This is a genomic window from Paenisporosarcina sp. P4_D4, assembly GCF_056401835.1.
In genome coordinates this window covers 1-3,042 of sequence record NZ_JBFUIO010000187.1, presented here as the reverse complement: position 1 = coordinate 3,042, position 3,042 = coordinate 1, and the positions used below count along the sequence as shown (strand labels likewise).

The following is a 3,042-nucleotide window of genomic DNA, read 5'->3' as shown; positions in this document are numbered from 1 at the left end:
ATATTATCTAGAATCAAATGTAGAAGATGGTCACATGGCCACTTCTAAAATTTCCGGATTTCTGCATTTCGAGGGAACTTATAAGGGAAAACGGGGGACRTTTACAGCTATAGAGCAAGGAATATTTGATAAAGGAAATCTAGATTCTCCGGCAACAATCATCAAAGCMACCGGTGACTTAGAAAGCCTGCAAGGGTCCTATAATTATAAGTTTGCAGGTCAAACCAGTAAAATGATTCTAGACTTTGAATTCTAGCAAAATACCCTATAGTTTAGTAAAAAGGGCATCCCCTGTAATACCAGGAATGTCCTTTTCGTCGAACGAGCTTGTTCAACTAACCTGCCCGGTTAGTTCAATAAGAAAAAAGGCTTCACTCCTTATTGAAGTTAAGCACCCGTTAGTTGAACAAGAACAAATTAAAAAAGAGCTACCGTTTCTTTATACCTTTAAACAATATGTATATAATTCCGCCCAAAACAAATATATAGCCTAAGACTAATGAGTCTTCAACTTTATTAAAGGATTTGCCATAAGTAATTATTAGAAGTAATATTCCACAAATAATCATTACACTGCCTATGAGGAATTTATCGAAAAGTTTGTTCATTTAAATCCCTCTCCCAATTTAGTTAGATCTTATTCAACTGTTGCGTTAGTTTAATAAGAAAAAAAAAGAATTATCCTATTTAAGGTTGTCTTCAATAAATTCTCTAATTGCATCCTTAGCTACTTCCAAAGTTAGTAAATTCCCGATAACCTTACTTCCAGGAATGTTTTTTGAAAGTTGGATACCTAAAAAATACCTTTGAGTCTTCCATATTGGAACTTCAACTACAATTTTTTTATAATTATCTAGATGTATTTCAACAGAAACGAAAGAATAAAAATTAGGTTTAAAAGGGTCTGTTCCGGATTTTTTTAATTCGAGGGTAATCCGTTGGTTTTTCTTAGTAAAAATAGGTGTATATTCATTTAGTAATAATTCATTATAATCATAAAATGATTGTTCAGTTGCATTAATTAACTCTTTTAAGCCAAGGGAAAAATCCCTTTGTAAATATTCCAATGGAATGGACCCCCTTCAATGGTTGGTGAAAATTTAGTTTAATCTTAATTAGCTATTATACCCTCTAATTCATTTTCTCTAATCGAATAATTCAACTATCAGTACTTAATTACTTATTGAACTACCTGCACCGTTAGTAAAAAGAGTTGCATAAGCAGCTCAATGATCTTTAACTCAAGCACCCGTTAGTTGAACAAGTAATTTCAAAACGCTATAGTGGATTGAAATTTTTGTCTTTGGCGTAACCCCCAACAACAGGTTTTACAACATTGTTTTTATATATCATTTCGCTTACTCCAAACAACTTGAAATTCCTTTGTGCTTGTCTCAAAGAGACTTCATTTGCCCCACCTTCAAAGTCCGGATCCTCATTTTGTACAAGATCATCTTCCCAAAAACAAACTTTACAAATATCATAACTATCCCGTGTTCCTTCTCTAAGAGTTTTATATCCACAACATTGGCATGTATATTTCATATACTCACTCCGACACTTTATAAATTTTATCATACTGCCTGTTCAACTAACCTGCCCCGTTAGTTCAATAAGAAAAAAGGCTTCACTCATTAATGAAGTAAAGCATCCGTTAGTTCAACAAGGACTATTTATTTTACACTTCCGAGCAATACTGTGTTTTTATTGAGCTACTATTCTTTCTGGATTTAATACTTCTAATTCAGGAATAACAAACCGCCCGTCTTTCCGTACTAACTGACCATCAAAATAGATTTCTCCCCCACCATAATCAGGTCGCTGTATGGAAATCAAATCCCAATGAATGGCGGATTTATTCCCATTATCTGCTTCGTCAAAACAGCTGCCTAAGGCAATATGGAAACTCCCATCAATTTTTTCATCGAATAACGTATTGTTCATTGGAACTTTCACTTTCGGATTAAAGGCTAATGCAAATTCACCAACATAACTTGCTCCTTCATCTGTATTAAGTATTTCATTAAGTTTCTCCGAATGGTTTGCTGTTGCCTTGACCACTTTTCCATTGGCAAAAGTCAGTGAAATATTTTCAAATGTAAATCCATTGAACTTCGAAGGTGTATTAAAAGTGATGATTCCATTCACAGAATCTCTAATAGGTGCTGTATACAACTCGCCATCGGGATCTGATCAACTACAAAATACATTGAGGAAGTCTCTAGATTTTGTTAAGGCGTCTTTGCCATACATAAGTTAAGGTAATAAAGATGTAGATGCAAAGTGTAATGATCGTTACGATGATAGATGTCGTAAAAATGATTCCGATTAGGATCGTAATTAAAGCGATAATCGCAGCCCAAGTTGTATACGGGAACCATTTAACTGTATAGGCACTTGTTTTTACAGACTGTTGTTTACGTGATTTTAAATGAGCGAAGGCAATGATTAACCAGATGAATAGTACGGTATATCCCAGTGATCCCATCAGGAAATCGAAGGTCTTGCTTCCAGCAAATAAGGAAATCAGTACACCACCATATAAAGCGGAAGTACACATTAATATTGCGTAAACAGGCACTTTCTTCTTGGATAAACGTGAAAATATTTTCGGAATGCGACCGTCCATGGCTTGTGTATACAGAACGCGAGATGAACCATACAATCCAGAGTTCATTGATGAAATAATCGCTAGTAGAACAACGGCGTTCATAATATGGTCAGCACCTGGAATCCCTATTTTTTGAAAGACCATCACAAACKGACTTTCAGGCACCCCGTTTACTTCATTCCAAGGAATTAAACTAACAATGATGAAAAATGGAATGATATAGAAAGAAATAATCCTGACCAATGTACTGCGAACAGCTTTTGGAACCACTTTTTCGGGATTTTTCGTTTCTGCCAATGTTACCCCAATAATTTCTGTACCGCCATATGAATAGATTACCACCAGCATCGCTGTGATTAATCCTGTTGATCCATTCGGAAAAAAACCACCATGGTCAGTCAAGTTAGAGAAACCGATTGCTGTATGAATGA

The 3,042-nt window shown here is 35.1% G+C and carries 4 protein-coding genes and 1 pseudogene; 1 reads left to right on the top strand and 4 read right to left on the bottom strand.

Annotation, left to right across the window (positions count from 1 at the left end):
- Nucleotides 1-256, top strand: a 256-nt coding sequence (locus AC1DSL_RS16760; RefSeq protein ID WP_477533074.1) for a DUF3224 domain-containing protein, incomplete at its 5' end; no start/stop codon positions are given.
- A 427-nt stretch (nucleotides 257-683) separates the two neighbouring features.
- Here AC1DSL_RS16760 and AC1DSL_RS16755 read toward each other — a convergent pair.
- The 4 genes and pseudogenes from AC1DSL_RS16755 to AC1DSL_RS16740 all read right to left on the bottom strand — a co-directional run.
- The gene (locus tag AC1DSL_RS16755; RefSeq protein WP_477533073.1) at nucleotides 684-1,067 is read right to left on the bottom strand and encodes a hypothetical protein; all 384 of its coding nucleotides are present in this window, start codon (nucleotides 1,065-1,067) and stop codon (nucleotides 684-686) included.
- A gap of 211 nt (nucleotides 1,068-1,278) precedes the next feature.
- Entirely contained in the window at nucleotides 1,279-1,545 is a 267-nt protein-coding gene (locus tag AC1DSL_RS16750; RefSeq protein ID WP_016427033.1) for a CPCC family cysteine-rich protein, read from the bottom strand.
- Nucleotides 1,546-1,704: 159 nt separating this feature from the next.
- A pseudogene (locus AC1DSL_RS16745) lies at nucleotides 1,705-2,187 on the bottom strand (aminopeptidase); the annotation flags it as partial.
- A gap of 34 nt (nucleotides 2,188-2,221) precedes the next feature.
- A partial coding sequence (locus AC1DSL_RS16740; protein WP_477533072.1) for an amino acid permease occupies nucleotides 2,222-3,042 on the bottom strand: 821 nt, incomplete at its 5' end.

Excerpts from the sequence above, each read along its gene's own strand:
- AC1DSL_RS16750 (WP_016427033.1), bottom strand. The coding sequence starts at position 1,545 with ATGAAATATACATGCCAATGTTGTGGATATAAAACTCTTAGAGAAGGA.